Origin of the sequence: Novosphingobium sp. CCH12-A3, assembly GCF_001556015.1 — a bacterium.
GTDB classification, from domain to species: domain Bacteria; phylum Pseudomonadota; class Alphaproteobacteria; order Sphingomonadales; family Sphingomonadaceae; genus Novosphingobium; species Novosphingobium subterraneum.
This window is the reverse complement of the sequence record NZ_LSIA01000236.1, coordinates 1-15,142: the sequence shown is the minus strand read 5'-3', so window position 1 is coordinate 15,142 and position 15,142 is coordinate 1. Positions and strand designations below refer to the sequence as shown.

The 15,142-nt window shown below is 59.1% G+C and carries 12 protein-coding genes; 6 read left to right on the top strand and 6 right to left on the bottom strand.

What is annotated here, in order from left to right; genetic code table 11:
• Nucleotides 1–34 precede the first annotated feature (34 nt).
• Complete coding sequence (locus AX703_RS19515; protein WP_062346492.1) at nucleotides 35–274, top strand: hypothetical protein; 240 nt, start codon at nucleotides 35–37, stop codon at nucleotides 272–274.
• Nucleotides 275–298: 24 nt separating this feature from the next.
• Here AX703_RS19515 and AX703_RS19510 read toward each other — a convergent pair whose 3' ends face one another.
• The 4 genes from AX703_RS19510 to AX703_RS19500 are packed head-to-tail and all read right to left on the bottom strand — an operon-like array spanning nucleotide 299 to nucleotide 1,874.
• On the bottom strand, nucleotides 299–496 hold the full coding sequence (locus AX703_RS19510; RefSeq protein ID WP_062346489.1) for a hypothetical protein: 198 nt from the start codon (nucleotides 494–496) through the stop codon (nucleotides 299–301).
• On the bottom strand, nucleotides 496–804 hold the full coding sequence (locus AX703_RS19505) for a DUF5818 domain-containing protein (RefSeq protein ID WP_231735630.1): 309 nt from the start codon (nucleotides 802–804) through the stop codon (nucleotides 496–498). The genes AX703_RS19510 and AX703_RS19505 overlap by 1 nt, the downstream gene beginning before the upstream one ends.
• On the bottom strand, nucleotides 795–1,220 hold the full coding sequence (locus tag AX703_RS26885; protein ID WP_082734696.1) for a thermonuclease family protein: 426 nt from the start codon (nucleotides 1,218–1,220) through the stop codon (nucleotides 795–797). Before AX703_RS26885 ends, AX703_RS19505 begins: the two co-directional genes overlap by 10 nt.
• Nucleotides 1,221–1,232: 12 nt before the next feature.
• Nucleotides 1,233–1,874, bottom strand: coding sequence for a S24 family peptidase (locus AX703_RS19500; protein ID WP_062346487.1), 642 nt, complete (start codon nucleotides 1,872–1,874; stop codon nucleotides 1,233–1,235).
• Between the two features lie 454 nt (nucleotides 1,875–2,328).
• Here AX703_RS19500 and dcm point away from each other — a divergent pair, with 454 nt between their 5' ends.
• From dcm to AX703_RS19485, 3 genes are read left to right on the top strand one after another with little or no spacing between them, the layout of a single operon-like run.
• Nucleotides 2,329–3,585, top strand: coding sequence for a DNA (cytosine-5-)-methyltransferase (dcm, locus tag AX703_RS19495; RefSeq protein WP_062346484.1), 1,257 nt, complete (start codon nucleotides 2,329–2,331; stop codon nucleotides 3,583–3,585).
• The gene (locus AX703_RS19490; RefSeq protein WP_062346481.1) at nucleotides 3,578–4,030 is read left to right on the top strand and encodes a very short patch repair endonuclease; all 453 of its coding nucleotides are present in this window, start codon (nucleotides 3,578–3,580) and stop codon (nucleotides 4,028–4,030) included. The genes dcm and AX703_RS19490 overlap by 8 nt, the downstream gene beginning before the upstream one ends.
• A 15-nt stretch (nucleotides 4,031–4,045) precedes the next feature.
• On the top strand, nucleotides 4,046–5,263 hold the full coding sequence (locus AX703_RS19485) for a type II restriction endonuclease (RefSeq protein WP_197423778.1): 1,218 nt from the start codon (nucleotides 4,046–4,048) through the stop codon (nucleotides 5,261–5,263).
• A 102-nt stretch (nucleotides 5,264–5,365) separates the two neighbouring features.
• On the opposite strand, the gene AX703_RS19480 is transcribed toward AX703_RS19485, so the two are convergent.
• Nucleotides 5,366–8,308 carry an SNF2-related protein gene (locus AX703_RS19480; protein WP_156452135.1) on the bottom strand — a complete coding sequence of 981 codons (2,943 nt, stop codon included), beginning with the start codon at nucleotides 8,306–8,308 and terminating at the stop codon, nucleotides 5,366–5,368.
• Nucleotides 8,305–11,268: a hypothetical protein gene (locus AX703_RS19475; protein WP_062346475.1), complete on the bottom strand. Its 2,964-nt coding sequence runs from the start codon at nucleotides 11,266–11,268 to the stop codon at nucleotides 8,305–8,307. The genes AX703_RS19480 and AX703_RS19475 overlap by 4 nt, the downstream gene beginning before the upstream one ends.
• Nucleotides 11,269–11,393: 125 nt before the next feature.
• Between AX703_RS19475 and AX703_RS19470 the strand changes: the two genes are divergently transcribed.
• Together AX703_RS19470 and AX703_RS19465 are read left to right on the top strand one after the other, a co-directional pair.
• On the top strand, nucleotides 11,394–13,754 hold the full coding sequence (locus AX703_RS19470) for a UvrD-helicase domain-containing protein (protein WP_156452134.1): 2,361 nt from the start codon (nucleotides 11,394–11,396) through the stop codon (nucleotides 13,752–13,754).
• A gap of 58 nt (nucleotides 13,755–13,812) precedes the next feature.
• Complete coding sequence (locus AX703_RS19465; protein ID WP_197423777.1) at nucleotides 13,813–15,048, top strand: hypothetical protein; 1,236 nt, start codon at nucleotides 13,813–13,815, stop codon at nucleotides 15,046–15,048.
• The last annotated feature ends 94 nt before the right edge of the window (nucleotides 15,049–15,142 follow it).

The window sequence follows — 15,142 nt, the reverse complement described above, 5'->3', positions numbered from 1 at the left end:
TGACGATAAGTTCTTTATTTGTTCTCATGGGCGCATGCGCCGAATCTCTGACGACCTTTTTCTGACCCACCTCGAAGTCGCCATGGCCGTTGCGCCAGAGCACACCCTCGCTCGCCTCAATGCCGATGATCCGCGTGTGCAGCGTGGTGCGCGTGTCGATCTTGCTCGCCATCTGGTGGAGCGCATGCGTGGTTTCAGGATCGAAGTCGATGCGTGTGGCCCATCCAGCGCGCAGGCATGTCTCTTTCCAGGCGATCTTTCGCCGATCGGATGAACGAGACGGTAGCGCCGAAGACGGCTACTGCAGCCGGGCGCCATCACGGCTGGAGGTCAGCTGGACAATCCGCTCAGCGATGGCCTGCCACGCACGAATGCCAGCCTGGTCGTTCGCGAGAGCGAGAGCGCCAATCTGCTCGGCGACGTGCAACGGTGCCTTGTCGCCATGGGTTTGCAGAACATGGTTGGCACAGGCCCAGAGTTCCCAATCGCTGATCATCAAGAAAGCTGTCCGGCAAGCCCGGCCAGGGTCGCCAGAAGTCCGTAAATCACGAAACCACCAACGAGCAGGCGTTCGATTGGAAGCTGCATTTGGTGAGGTTGGGCTGTCCCTGCCGGCCAGACCTGCTTGCAGATCAAGCCGTTGAATCCCGTACGCTGGCCAGTGACGTCGACCTCGCGGCCGACAAGGCGTCGAGCTGACCTCGGCGCATCCAGTTCCCAGTGGCCGCCGCCTGCCTGGAGCACGAGGCCAAGCGGCCCTTCGACGAGCTCGCCACGAAGGTGTAGGTCGGGGCTTACCGGCACGCTGGCCCTTTCCAGTACCGGTCCCATCGCAGCACCGTTCTCGTGCGGATCATCGCGCAGGAGAGATCTGCGCCGGAGGGCAGGCGGCACCAGGCAGCCGTTCGGCTTCCGCCCGCGGAACCTTCGGAGCGGCATGACAGCCGCGGCCCTCGAACCACAACGTGACCCGTCGAAATCGTCCCGCGCGCGCCGCCCATTAGCTGGACAAGCGCATCGCGTGCCTCGATCGCCGTGGCATCGGGGCAGGGCTGATTGGTGCGGCAGCTGCCATCCATTTCCCGGGCGGCAATGCCAGCGATGCGAATGCGGGGCCCTTCCGCACACCAGACCGGGCCATCGCCATCCCAGACATGGGTTGGTGTGCAGGTGAAGGTCTGACTGGAGGCGACGATCGAGGCGGCAAGGAGGGCAAGCATCAGATGACCTCCTTAGAGTGCCCGTCCGAACCAGAGAACCCGCCCGACGATGTTGAGCGTCCGCTTTTCGAGGCCGCGCCAGCTTGGATAGGCCGGGTTGTCGCTCAGAACCGAAGCGCGCTTGCCCTGCGGTTCGAGGGCAATCCGCTTGACGCTCAGCATGTCATCCATCCGCAGGACATAGATCCCGTCTCTCAGGCGCGCCTGGCCATCGGCAAGATCGACCATGACCTCGTCGCCATCGTGGAGGGTGGGCTCCATCGAGTCGCCATGCACGGCGATGATCGACAGGCTCGATGCCTTGCTGGCGGTCAGCCGGCGCAGCCACTTCTCATCGAAGCCGAATTGCGCGGATTTGGATTCCATTTCGGCCAGAGCACCGTGGCCAGCCGACGCCTCGACATTGAGAACGGGCACATGGACCAGTTCGACGACCGGACCTGAGCGACGGGCAGGGGCACCAAGCACCTTCTCGTCCACCCCGAAAAAGCGGGCGAGCACCGAGCGATCCTGCTCGTCCAGGTGCCTCGGGCTGCCGCGGCGAATGTACTGCTGGATATAGGCTGCGTTGCGGCCGAGCAGTCGCGAAACCGAGGAATAATTCACTCCTCGTTGCTGGATCAGTTCGTCGAGGGCTTTCCGTGCGTCGTCCATGACTGTCAGTCCTATCGCGGGCACCTAGGAAAATCGATCCTAGACTCTAGGAAGGCTTCCTAGTAAGAACATAACAAGAACGCAAGCGCAAAGCGAGTCCAAGACAATGGAGCTTCTGGAGCAGATTGAGGAATATCTGGCGCGAACCCGGACGTCGCCGAGCACCTTCGGCAGGTTGGCTGTCGGAGACCCGAGGCTCGTTGCTGACCTTAGGTCAGGCAGGCGCCCGCGTCGGCGGACCGAAGAACGCTTGCGCGGTTATCTGAAAGACGTGGGAGCAAGTGGTGAAATCAGCCGAACTGGCCAGAGCGTTCGCAACCCGATGGCTTGTCGGCTCTCTCAAGATGAAATTGCTGTCGAGTTGCCCGCATGAAAGGTGAACATTAAAGGAACAGAGCTTGCCCTCTGGGAATCATTCTGCCAACGTGACCGAATTCGACACAGCGAGGCGACGATGCGCAGATCAGTGGTACGGCAGAACGACTTTAATCAGCTGTGTGACCGAGCAGGCCTGTCTCATGCCGAAGCAGCCGCGCTGCTTTCAGTGTCCGAGCGCACCATCGCCCGTTACGCGAACGGCACCGGGCGTCCGTCAGCACTCGGGCGACGGGTCCTTGAAGATGCGGCGCGGAAGACAGTTCAACAGCCGCGCCAGGTTTCATTCCGGTTCATTGATCTGTTTGCCGGAATTGGCGGTTTGAGGATCGGTTTTCAGGGCATCGGCGGCCATTGCGTCTTCACGTCTGAATGGGATGCCAACGCCCAGAAAACCTATGCGCAGAATTTCCGGGACAACCATCCACTGGCCGGTGACATCCGGGAGTATGCCGAGGATCCGGCGAAAATCCCCGAGCATGACGTGCTTCTTGCGGGTTTCCCCTGCCAGCCTTTCTCGATTGCCGGTGTGTCAAAGAAGAATGCGCTGGGGCGACCGCATGGCTTCCTGTGCGACACGCAGGGCACGCTTTTCTTCGACACGGCCCAGATCATAGCGCACCATCGCCCCGCTGCCTTCGTGCTGGAAAACGTCAAGAATCTTGAAAGCCATGACAAGGGTCGCACCTTTGCGACCATCATGAATGTGCTGACGAATGAACTCGGCTATCATGTGCAGACGCGGGTCATCAGCTCAGAACATTGGGTTCCGCAAAAGCGCGAACGCATTTTCATCGTCGGATTCCGGGATCCGACGAGCTTTGATCTCAACGGGCTGAAACTGCCTGCAGGTGGTCCAAAGCTCGGCAGCATTCTTGAGCGGCATGAAGATGTCGATCCGCGGTACACGCTGACCGAACGGCTGTGGGAATACCTCCAGGCCTACAAGGAGAAGCACAATGCCAAGGGCAATGGTTTCGGCTACAGCCTGTTCGGACCGGACGATGTCACGCGCACCCTGTCGGCCCGCTATTACAAGGACGGCTCGGAAGTGCTCGTGGCCCAACCGGGCAAGCGTCCCCGGCGTCTGACGCCGCTGGAATGTGCCCGACTTATGGGCTTCGACCGGGGCGATCGTCGATGGAAGATCCCGGTTTCGGATACGCAGGCCTACCGTCAGTTCGGCAATGCTGTCGTGGTGCCGGTCGTGGAGTTCATCGCCGAGGCAATGAAGCCGCATATCGAGGCGGCGCTGGTGATTGGAAACGAACGTCCAACAACTGCACCGGTCACCGTGACCCGTCCCGATCGGGAGCCAGCGCTCGCACATGGCTGACATTGTACCGGCTGATGTCCGCAGCCGGATGATGGCAGGTATTCGGGCGACTAACACCAAGCCTGAACTGCTGCTTCGAAAGGGGCTTCACGCGCGCGGCTTGCGATTTCGGCTTCACGATCCCGCATTGCCGGGCAAGCCGGACATCGTGTTCACACGCCATCGGGCCGTGATCCTCGCCCATGGCTGCTTTTGGCACGGGCACGACTGCCATCTATTCAAATGGCCATCGACGCGCCCCGACTTCTGGCGCTCAAAGATCGCACGCAACCGGGAGGTTGATGCTCGCACTGACGCCGCGCTTGCTAATGCTGGATGGCGGCAGGCAGTCGTCTGGGAGTGCGCGCTCAAGGGGCGGACCCGATTGCCATTGGACAACGTACTCGACAGCTGTGAGAACTGGGTCAGGTCTGACCGGCAGCGGATGGAGATCAGGGGAACATAAATGCGTCGGGGGATGTTGTCGGATCTTTTCGTTGGCGTGGTTGCCAAGCAGCTTACGCTGGTCGAGACGATTACCGAGCGGTCGAACCAGCACGAGTTTCAGGGGACGAGGCCGCTGCGGCGTCTGATGGGCGACGAAGACCGGCGTGGCATTCCGACGCGCTTCATCTGGATTTCAGGGGAGCAGGAGGCTCTGGCGGAGGACGGCTTCATGAGCTGGTCCAACGTACGCAAGGGCAAGCCCCGCGCGCCAGAATATCACCTCTATTATTCCGGCAACTCGGTCACTGAAATGATGCGACCGGGCGACATGCTGTTCCTTGCTCTGCAGCGTGATGGCTTGGTGCTGGTGGTCATCACGCCTGCCGGAACCGTCCAGAACCAGCTCATGTGGCTGTTCGGGCTGGAGGAGCAGCCGGAGCTTGGCTTTACCTATCAGGAAATCTCCGCTGACCAGAGCGCCGAGCTCGATTTCGCAGCCCGCTATATTCTCGACGAGTTGGGGATTGAGCCCGAGGAGCCTGAGGCTGATCGACTCGACAGTCTTATCGAGCCGTTCGGGCTGCAATTCCCGACGACCCGGGTGTTTTCTGACCTTGCCCGTTCCTCGCTGCCAGAGGTTTCAGCGGCAGATGATCCGGATCTGGCGTTGATCGACTGGATGGATCGGGAGGAGCAGCTCTTCCGGCGCCTGGAGCGCAGGATCGTGGCAGCGCGAATCGGCGACGGGTTCCGGGCGGCCGATGGTGCCGACGTCAATGGCGCCGACGTCGATGGCTTTCTGTCCTTCTCCCTGAGCGTCCAGAACCGGCGCAAGGCGCGCGCTGGTCAGGCTCTGGAGAATCATCTCGAGGCTGTTTTCCTAGCGCAAGGTATCCGGTATGCCCGCGGGGCCGAGACTGAGAACCGCAACAAGCCGGACTTTCTCTTCCCGGGACAGGCTGAATATCGGGACCCGGCGTTCTCGTCGGCGCGCCTTACGATGCTGGGCGCGAAGTCGACCCTCAAGGACCGCTGGCGTCAGGTTCTATCCGAAGCTGTCCGCATCGAAGAGAAGCATTTGCTCACGTTGGAGCCCGGCATTTCAGAAAACCAGACCAATGAAATGCAGGCCAAGAAGCTGCAGCTGGTAGTGCCGCAGCGGCTTCATGCCACATATCGTCCGGCGCAACGGGCATGGCTCATGAGCCTAGTGGACTTCGTGCCGCTGGTTAGGTCGAGGCAGGAAGCCTGACCCGCATCGTGACTTCACTCGATTGTGCTTCGGCGGCTCAGTCCCGTTTCCAAAGAGCCAAGAATTGGTCGCACCTGCTTCGTGTCCACCGATACCACCGTACTAGTCGATAGTCCGCAGGCCCGCCAATATTGAAATAGTTTGCGGCTCGCCGGCTAGAAGCTCTCCGGTTTGGTAGTGGCGGATCAGAGCCAGAGCTTCACCTGAGTTGATCTCGCTTGATGCTGATAGTCGTTCGAGAGCGGCCACCTGCCCAAGCCATAGCTCTTCCGGCACGCCCTCGGGGCGGCCGTTTCTGCGACGTTCCGCAGCAAGATTTCGGTTTCGGAGTTCAGCTTCGAAGGTTGCCGACGTCTGCGCCGCTAAGATTTCAAGTGCGCTTTTGGTCCGTTCAACCGCATCTTCGTGAAACTGCGTGACAGCTTTCGCCACCAGATCCCGATGCACGACTTCCAAACGCTCCACCAAATCCTGTTTCATGAGAGGCTGGGCCGCAAGCCTGCCCCTCGCAGCCGCCTTCCAGTCTGGTGGAGAAAATGGCTGTAGGTATGTCTCGATTTGCTCTCGTGACAACATGTGCCAGCCCTCCTTTCCGTGGGCCGATCCGATGAGGAGAAGTCGTGCCGGTGCGGCAAGCCTCACGGCGCGCTGCACTGCCCGCCAGCGACTCATGAGCGCCTTGCGATCCGCGAGGAGGGCACTGCGTTGCGCTTCGGTCGGCGCAGCGGCGAGCAATTCCTCCGCCTGGGTGGACCACAAGCCCGGCAAAAGCTCATCAGGAAATGGATCTATTTGGGCGGCCGACAACAGAACCGTGGAGCCAATTGCAAGCGCCGGATGGCCTTCTGGCATCATGACGATGGACTGCGTGAGGCGCTTTGCCTGACTAAATGTCGAGGCAGCTGCAGCGCAGTACCCGTCAACGAGGGCGTCAAAGATTACGCTGCCGTTGTCGAGAAAGTGGAGCGGCCGCGGAGTGTCTTCCCCTTCGTCGGTCAGGACCGTCCTGCGCGGTGGCGACGAGACGTCGGAGCGGCGCAAAATGAAGGGAGCGTGGTCCGACATCCAGCGATCATGATTAACCCCAGGCAGCAGAAATGGGCTTTGACCTGCCCTGCCGGACGCTGCCTGTCGGGGATACCACATTGTTCTGAAGCGATAGTTGTCGACCTTATCGGTCCTTCGGCCGACATCAAAATCCCCGGCCCGATCCATAGTTTTCAGCCAGATGGCTACGGCGCTTTCTTTTTTCGCTACCGGCGTATGTCCGGCAACGCTCGCGCCAATAGACTGACGCTCATGGTCGTTCTGTTGCCACGTTGCGTAACTCTCCCTTGCTGCAGCGGTGTTCGCCGACGCATCCAGTTTGATGCTGCTCGGTAGCCCTTGATCGGCCACAGTGAGCTTTGAGATGGTATCCGGGCTCGATCCTGCGATAGCTGTTTGTGCCAAGAGCTCCTGCACATCTGCAAGCTGCTCCGGAGACAATGGCGGCAGCGGGGCGTCAAAGACGCCCATCGCGGCCATGCAGTCCGCGACTGCAGTTTCCTGCGTTCCTTCGACTAGTATTCGCCAGATATCTATCCAGCGTTGCCCATGGGCGTCAACGCGACCGCCACCCAGTCGGTCGATGCGGCCGATTAGCTGGTCAATGCTGTCGATCTCCCAAGGGAGAGAGTAGAAAATTATGCCACTCGAAACCTGATGGAGGTTAAGCCCGGCCTGAACCCAGTCACCCACCAGAAGTAGACGGTTCTCTCCTGAGTTGAGTGGGGCAAGCGTCGCCTGCATTTCCCGCAAGTTTGTCACTCGGTCGTCTTCTCCCGAAGAGGGCCGACGGAGCACAGAGATCGCCTCTTCAAGTTCCGGAAAGTACCTCGGCAGCGCTGTCTGCAACAGATCGATCGTTGGATTATCGCCGCACACCACGATGAACGTCTGGTTCGAGTCACTTGCCCACTGGCTCGCCAGAATATCGAGGAGAGCGCCAAGGCGGGCATCGCCCGGGTCGTCGAGCGTGAGTTGACGTGCAGTGCGGGCAAGTTCGCTCAGCTCCCCGCCACCGGCAGCGATCTCGGCGAGTACAACGCGTGCCGCGCGCGCACTTCGCTGCAAAGACTTTGCCGCAGTCCATTGGGGACCTTCAAAACCAAGGCGCGGATTAACTTTCCGGACGAGAGCGCGAGCAATTTCAATCCTGAGCCGTTCATGGTGCAACGGCTGCGCACGTATGGAGTGATTGCGCCTGCGCGGGAGCCGATCACTCCAGTCGCTTCGGCTATTTCTGACGATCCGCCTTCCTGCGGCGAACTTGGCGTGAACCAGTGGAAGCCATGCATCACCATTCAGAAGTTCAGTCGATGCGCCTGCTTCCCGTTCCTGAAGCAGCCCGTCAATTGTCTTATCCTGAAGTTGCGCGAGCTGAGCAATCTCAGGCTCGAGAATTCGCATCAGCATGTTGCGCCAGGCGGCATCTCCAAGGCGAGGCGTCGCCGAAAGCACCAGAACCTGTCTGAAGCCGCCTGCAATTTGAGAAATTGTCTGGACTGCATCTCGCGGCATCGTCTGCGGCTCATCGACAATGAGAAGATCGAAAACCTGGCTGTCCGCCTGGAAAATGCGGCCTCCTTCATCGTCTCTGATCGTCAGGTCGCGCGGGCGCACTAAGGTCACGGAGGGTAGGTTCGCACTGTCAAAATCCGAAGCGCCGACCAACGCAGGCATTACGTGACCCTTGGTCCAGCATTCGTCCTGCCATTGCGAAAGAAGGTTGTCAGGGACAACTATGAGCGTTCGATGGGTTGGGTCCTGGAACCTTAGCGCATTTACGATCATCAGCGCCTGGACTGTTTTGCCAAGACCCACTTCGTCGCTGATCAAGTGACGTATTTCGGCCTCAGCAAGCACCCTGCGGACAGTCGCTAGCTGATGCGGAAGGGGATCGGCAGCAACCCCGAGTGCGCCGCACAGACCTTCGTTAAGGGCAAACGCACGCATCCGGTACGCGTCAACGCAATTTACGAATCTGAGAAAGGGATCGGTCACGCCGGCGCCACCTCCGGCAGATCTTTGGCCGCAAGCCGCCACCGCAAGGCGACATATCGAATGGCGCGAGCCGTTTGGACGTCAGAGAGTGCGTGAGCCAGTGATTCGGCCCAGTTCTCTGCCGCTATCACCTGAGCCGGGGAAAGCCAGAACTGGAGAAGGGTCCGGATTTCAGACCTTCCCATCCATCGAAAGCCGGGTCTTCTGAAACTGTCTACGTGAAAGCTATCGAGGAGATCTACCAGTTCGTCTTGTGTGAGCTCTCCATACCATGCGCTGACAAGTGCGTTCCAACGACGTGCGGGCAGGATCAACGGCTTGAACATGGGTAGCGTTGCGAGGTCTGCTGCCTCTTGAAGCGCAGCCTTCCAGACGTGAGCTGGTCGGCTCATGTCAGGCTCTTCAAAAGTCTCGTGGCCGAGGTCTTCGTGATATCTCCGCAGATCGTCGTATGCGTCGATGACGGCCAGATCGAGGTTGCCTGCGGTATCGTCGTCCCATTCAGAGAGTGCCAGAGAGACATCGGGAATCTCATCGCGGAATCTCTGAATCAAATAGCCGTTCAGTCGCGCGCGGTCAGACCGCGTCGCGATCACCGGGAGATCATCACCTCTAGTCAGCCATTTCCGCCAGGCGCAGTGGACGAGTGCGCCGTGTGATGACAGAATCGTTAGATCGAGATCCTTTTCCAGTTCCAGCCAAGTATCGCCGCACAGCATTCGGGTTACCGCTGCCTCGAGCTCGTCAACGATTAATGTCCGCTGCCAATCACTAACGGCATTTCGGCATTGCGCGAGTTTCCAGGCGACCGTTGAGCGTGCCAGATCAACAAGGCCAAGGCGACCCGAGGCGCTCAATGCTTCGCGAATTACTGGTGGTACTATACATGTTTGCGGTGCGAACGTGGGTTGCCCATTATCTAGCACAAGCGCCGCAGAAAGCGCTTCCTGGTCGCTGGCGTCCGCTACGAGGAGACGCAAGCCCTTTGCATCGGATGGGCCGTTGTCTGGTATCGGGGCGTTTGCCGTTGCAACAAGTGATCGGATTCCCTTGGAAAGTCCATCTTCGGCCGACCACAAGCCAGTGTCAGGATCATAACTCAGGCGGTTGATCGGCGGCAGTAGCTCCACGAGCTTTGTGCGAAATCCCTCGACCGAGACGCGCAGCTTTGCAGCCCCCGACGTAATTGGGCTCATAAAAAGTCGTGATCGGAGCTCCTGCAGGATTTTCGAGTTCCCGCGAATGAGAGCCGGAATTCTTTCGAGGACCCCTTCAGAGGTGATGGCTGGCATTCCTCCTGCAGTCAGTCGCAAACGCACCGGAACATTCTCAAGTGCAACAGGAGCAGAGACGCGAACCGAAAGACTTCCACTTTCCAGATCCGCTAATGTCGGGCGCGGAGGGTCTAGCACGATCTCCGCGGTCTCTGCCTCCGGAAGCTCGACTACTTCAAACGCGATCTTGATGTCGCCAGTCTCGCCTTCCTGGATCCAGTGCTCGCCGCATGCAGGTTTGAAGACGGACCAGCAATGATCACCGACTCGCATGACACTGCCAGAATCAATGCTGCCATCCAGTTTCGGTGAGGCGTCAGTACTGTCGCCGGACACAAAAACCGGGAATCCTGCGGCAAACTTTGAATCCGTACCAGGTAAAGGCAAGCCTATAACCTGCATCTTCGCCCCTGGTGCGCCGAGGACAAAGCCTGATCGACGCAAGACTTCCGCATCAGTTTTGTCGGCAGTCGAAAGCCAACGGAATTCCGGCGACGAGGTGTCGCCGGTCGCTATCCATCGAATTACATGCGAACGAACGGGTAGTTGCTCACCCGGGAAAACTGCTTGCGCCTCGACATGCCCGGCACCGACGAGGAAGAAGGAGGTGCTCCTCGGTTGCAGGGCGGCAAGGACATTTTTACCGGGTTCGTCGAGCTCTGCCAGTTCACAATCCCGGCAGAGTGGAGCGGCGGGGAGATCGGTGGGAAGACCAATCGCAATTGAGCCGCCGAACAGAAATGTCCGGAGGGGAACTGCCCTATCTGTGCCAATAGCCCTGATCCGGTCGCCTGGAGAGCGCAACAATCCAACCACCTCCTGCCGCACTTCAGCCGGAAGAACGGGTCCTCGGACCAGCAGATGGGTCGGCGAACGCTCCTTTAACGCTAACACGTAGCGAGCCGGTGGAACGCTGGCGACGTTCTTCGACTTCCGTTCGGTTATGCGTCTTGCTTCGTGAATCGCACGCGATGCGCCCACGTCTTTTCTTAGATCGCCGTCGATCCGCTCTAGTATATCGCCTGACAGCCAGCCATCAGATGCGGGGTACAGCAGGCGCCTCATCACTTCCGAGGCGGTATCGGTCTGATGAAGCCAGTTTTCGAAGCGACGACTTGTTTGGCCGACGGCGATTTGAACGAGGTACTGATAAAGCGCTTCGGGATCATTCCCCGATATACCAGCTCGGAGTGCTTGCCGCAGAGCACGGGCAAGCTGCGGTTGTAGCTCAAGCGGAACCAAAGCGTTTGCAATCGGCCAAGCAATCAGGGGGAAGTGGCGCTCCCAGGCACTGTTACTTGGTTTGGCGATGCCAAACTCGCGATGACCTAGCTCGAAAAGCCGGACTAGCGCTAACCGGAAGCCACCACCAGCAATCAGGTGAAGGTCTTGTTCGACTACGGGCCAGAAATCGGTCCCGGTACCCTGATATCGATATCCCACTTCCGCCGTTACAGCGAGAAGCGGGAGGTAAGACCAGTTCCACTGAGGACTTGATAGGTTGGGGTCACGCTCCAGCGCGCGCCAGAGTAAATCCCTTACTCCCGATAAGTCATCAGTACTCAGCCCATGCTCAATCATGAAAACGGGAAAAGAACCGCGATCAGCGCACATCCTTGAGATGCGGCTGCCGATCTCTTGATGCTTTTCTTTCAGGAGACTTAATGCCGACATCGTCACTTTCATGCACACGAGGCGTGATCGGGATGGTTTCAAAAAATTGATTGCCCCTCGTCGCCCTATGCGTAACACACTGGCCCACAGACCTTCCTTGGGTCAACACGGATTTATTGAAGTGGCGGGCAATCTTGGTGAAGTTGCGTTCGGGTGTCAGGGATGAGCACATTTGGCAGGAGTTCCAGGAACTACGCCGCATAGCTGACTTCGTCCGGAGTTTCGTACATGTCCGGAGAGCGGTGAGTGTCGCCGAGGTCTGTGAGCGGGTAAACCGGTTTCTCGATCCGCTTGGTGCAGGCGAGGATGGCCGGATCCGGCCGCTGATTTCGCTACTTTGCGAGGTTGGCGACGTTGGATTTGGCAGCGTACGCGACGAGCAGGTTTTGATTGCACTGCCGGAACGGCGAGTTGAGCTGCCCGACGGTCGGGTCATCGGCGTGGGTGATCACGGAATGCCCATGTCTGAAGAAGGCGCGGATCTCTTTCCTGACATCGCCTCGCCCTCGACCCACAGCTTGTTGGAGTATTTGCAGGAATTCGATGATGCACCGCCGCCGCGTATAGAGCGGCTTGTGGCACCTTCGGGCACGTGGGCGGAAGCAGCAGAAATCCCAACAGAGCTGTCACGCGCACTCGCACTGTGTGGCAATTTTGATCCGGCTACCAAGTCGTGGTCCATCAGCGATGTGAACGCCAGCTTCGTCAACGACTGGCTCGGAGTTCGGCAAGAATCTGAAATCGTTGGAGATGCCGCCGGCCCTGATCCGGAGCAGCAACGCGTTATTGAGGCGCCCGCGAATTCGCGATTGGTGGTTGAGGCAGGGCCCGGCTCAGGAAAGACTTTCGTCGCGTGCGCACGGCTAGCTTCACTTGTCGAACGTGGAGATGTCGCCCCGTCACGCGTTCTCGTTTTGAGTTTTACGCGAGTGGCTGTAGCTGAACTTCGTGATCGGGTCGCTGCATTGAACTCTTCTAGGGCAACCGCTGCGATCCACACGCGGACATTCGACGCCTTTGCCGCGCGCTTGCTTGGTGCCGCGGGCCAATCGGTCAAGGGAGGGCACGATGCCACCATCCGAGCTGCCACACGGCTACTGGTGCGCCGAGACCCGCTTGTGCATGACATTGTTTCCGGGTTTGAGCATGTCGTCATCGACGAGGCTCAAGACCTTGTGGGAGACCGCAAAGCCTTCTGTGACGCGTTGGTGGACACGCTGAATCAAGATTGCGGGGTCACCGTGCTGGGTGATCCGGCCCAGGCAATCTACGGCTACCAATCGGCAGACTCTGACAAGCGCTCGTTCGTCGAGACCATCTGCAATCATACCGGTTTTTCGATCATCCGCCTGGAACAGGATCACCGGACTAAAACTCCGGCACTAGGTGATATGTTCGCACAATGCCGTGAGAAGCTGCTGTCGCCTGCCTCCGATCAGCGGGCGCGCTACTTCGATATGCGGGAGCGCATCCAGGCTGCGGCGGTAGAAAGCGGCTTGTCGGGGTTCGCCGGTCACGCTTCTACGACGCGTGGTCTGATCCTGACGCGAGGGCGCGGTGCGCTTGTTACCGCTGCAGAAGCCTTGCGGTACCAAGGCCGCAAATTTCGGATTCGGGTTCCAGATCGCCCCTTGCACATCGAAGCGTGGATCGGGGCAACGCTGGGGGGCTTGCCCGGGAATGAGCGCATCTCCAAGGATGGCTTTGCCGCACTATTCGACGAACTGGCACCTGCCTGTGACCGGGATCTCGCCGAATGCTGGGAGATACTGCGCGAACTTGAAGGTGGGACCGGCACTCACGTTGTCGTTTCCAACATCGCTGAGGCCCTTGAGGATCCAATCCTCGACATTGTCCGCGATCATGAGGGAAATGCAGGCCCCCTGCTGTCTACAATTCACGCAATCAAGGGGCGAGAGAGCGACCGCGTGTTCTTGCTGCTCACGAAAGCTCCGACTGGCGATGACGTTGACTGGGACGAAGAAGCGAGGACTCTCTACGTAGGGGCGACCCGTGCGTCTGCGGAGTTGCGTACGGGATGGATCACCCCGACCAAATACTTTCGCACCGGCCAGCCTGAACGATACTGGGCGCCACGGGCAGGCTACCGAATGCTTGAGATCGGCTTGGACGGCGACCTGCTGAGCTGGGCCGATCTTGTAAAAGACGGGCTCGTCACAAAACCACGTGCTACCGTTGCCTCAATTTGGATGGCCGCTGGCACGCAGTCGTCGATAAGAGCGATGCGGAACAAAGCGGGGCAGTACATCCTGTCCCTGGAAGATGAGAACTCCCCACCGCTGGGCTGCCTGTCCGCAGCGTTTCTAGAGACACTGCGTGCCATTACGCAGACCGCCCCCGAAAGCCTCGGGCCTGACACCGTCGATACGATAACGGTTTCAGGCGCAACCACAGTATTCTCTGCCAGTGTAACCGGGAATTCACCACCTATCGGGCTTATGCCCTTGCTGAGCGGATTCTGCAGGGTCGATCGCTGAGTCCAGTATTTTTTTGGGAGATTGTATGGTGGACGCACGCGACGTCCTGCTCGCGCGGATGAAGACGGACCTGATCGGTCCGGGCGAAGATAACGAAATCATTTCGGACAGGCCTTCCGACCGCTACTTAACAGGGATCCTGTTCCCGGCCCGGACTGAAGTTTCGCCCGAGGAGGACGACGAGTCTGCGGAAGCCGATAACGCTGAGTTTACCGGCACGTCATTGGACGGCATCAAAACTGCATCTAGTTTCCGACCGAGCTCTGCCGGTCTCTCGTTCGCCGTTCAGCCGACATCTTCGCGCGCATCGTTGAAAATCTCAGTTCGAGCCGCTCGCTATCGGATAGCGGACACCGAACCGGATGGCGACGGAGCAACACAGAAGCGCCCGAAACTTTGGCAGCGATTTCCGCTGAACGGCGATGTCGAGTTGGTTTTGTCGGATTGCGAGGCAGCTGGTCTTAAGCCAGTTAGCCTAGCCGAACGCGGCATACCGGATGCCAGCTTACATATTCGAATTGCCCGCTGGTCAGGAGTTCTACTGGTCACTGTGGCGCTGACCAACGATGCCCGACCAGCCAAGTCGCGGAGTCGACAGGCTAACGAAGAGGCAGCACTCTTCCAAGTCGAGCTAACCGTAAGCTGTCTGGACTGCTATTTCGTCCCCAAACCGGACCGATCCGGACATGCCGAGCTCGATGACGACGCAAAGACTTCGGCACTGCTTTATCGTGATGTTCGGCAATGGGCTGTGGGGCACACATGCTCAGCCGTGTGGGATGAGCTAGAAGACGACTCCGTCAAGGAATTGTCATCGAGCTGGTTGCCAGAGACAACCGTCCACGTCGTCAGCGCGGCGGGCGACGTGGAATTCAAGGACGATGCCGCCCGAGCCCCCCTAGGCGCCGATTGGTTGGCAACCGAAGGTAGGGAGGCGCTGTCAGCCGGGCTGAATGCTTTCGTTGACGCCTATTCCCATTGGATCAGCAAGATGGAGTCGGACCTTGGCACCGTGCCCGCGGAAAGCGCCGATCAAGGGAAAACCCACATAGCGCGCTGCCGCGAGGCCGAGCAGCGGATGCGCCGCGGCATCGCGCTCCTGCTTGATGATGCCGAAGTTCTTGATGCCTTTCGAATGGCCAACGCGGCGATGGCGTTGCAATATTCGTGGCGACAAAATCCGGATCCACCTGAGCTTTCTTGGCGTCCCTTCCAGCTGGGATTTGCTCTCCTTTGTCTCGAATCCATTGCTGACGATAGTTCGCCAGACCGTGAGAGCCCGATCCGAAACTAAGTTGAGTGGTATCAGTGGGTTAGCTTGACGACCCGCCCAGTCGTTGATTCAGGGGTTTCGCCAAAAACTACCTGGGATACAACGATGTGGACCG

What these genes read in the sequence shown, in the direction of transcription:
- AX703_RS19515 (WP_062346492.1), top strand. Translation starts at nt 35, where the DNA reads ATGCGCCGAATCTCTGACGACCTTTTTCTGACCCACCTCGAAGTCGCC.
- AX703_RS19510 (WP_062346489.1), bottom strand. Translation starts at nt 496, where the DNA reads ATGATCAGCGATTGGGAACTCTGGGCCTGTGCCAACCATGTTCTGCAA.
- AX703_RS26885 (WP_082734696.1), bottom strand. Translation starts at nt 1,220, where the DNA reads ATGCTTGCCCTCCTTGCCGCCTCGATCGTCGCCTCCAGTCAGACCTTC.
- AX703_RS19500 (WP_062346487.1), bottom strand. Translation starts at nt 1,874, where the DNA reads ATGGACGACGCACGGAAAGCCCTCGACGAACTGATCCAGCAACGAGGA.
- dcm (WP_062346484.1), top strand. Translation starts at nt 2,329, where the DNA reads ATGCGCAGATCAGTGGTACGGCAGAACGACTTTAATCAGCTGTGTGAC.
- AX703_RS19490 (WP_062346481.1), top strand. Translation starts at nt 3,578, where the DNA reads ATGGCTGACATTGTACCGGCTGATGTCCGCAGCCGGATGATGGCAGGT.
- AX703_RS19475 (WP_062346475.1), bottom strand. Translation starts at nt 11,268, where the DNA reads ATGAAAGTGACGATGTCGGCATTAAGTCTCCTGAAAGAAAAGCATCAA.
- AX703_RS19465 (WP_197423777.1), top strand. Translation starts at nt 13,813, where the DNA reads ATGAAGACGGACCTGATCGGTCCGGGCGAAGATAACGAAATCATTTCG.